The 288-nt window shown below is 68.4% G+C and carries 1 pseudogene; it reads right to left on the reverse strand.

Annotated elements, in window-relative coordinates:
• Nucleotides 1–288, reverse strand: a pseudogene (locus EN818_RS32105) (energy transducer TonB); the annotation flags it as partial.

The following is a 288-nucleotide window of genomic DNA, read 5'->3' on the forward strand; positions in this document are numbered from 1 at the left end:
GCCGTCGTCACCGCCTTGGGCGGCGCCGGCTTTTCCTTCCTCGGCCGCTGCTTCGGTTTCTCAACCGGCTTCTTCTCTGCCTTTGTCTTCGCCTCGACGGGTTTGGCTGCCTTGATTTCCGTCTCGACCGGCTTCGGCTGCGGCAGCGGAACGGCCACGTCGGGCGCGAGCGTCTCGACAGGGTCGGGAACGGCCTCTTCCAGCGGCGGTTGCTCGCTCAGCGCCGCCACGGTCGGCGCCGCCGGGTCGGCCTTATCAACATCGGCGGGCTGTTCGGTAGCCGGTTCG

The sequence above is a fragment of the Mesorhizobium sp. M3A.F.Ca.ET.175.01.1.1 genome (genome assembly GCF_004791945.1).
Lineage (GTDB): Bacteria > Pseudomonadota > Alphaproteobacteria > Rhizobiales > Rhizobiaceae > Mesorhizobium.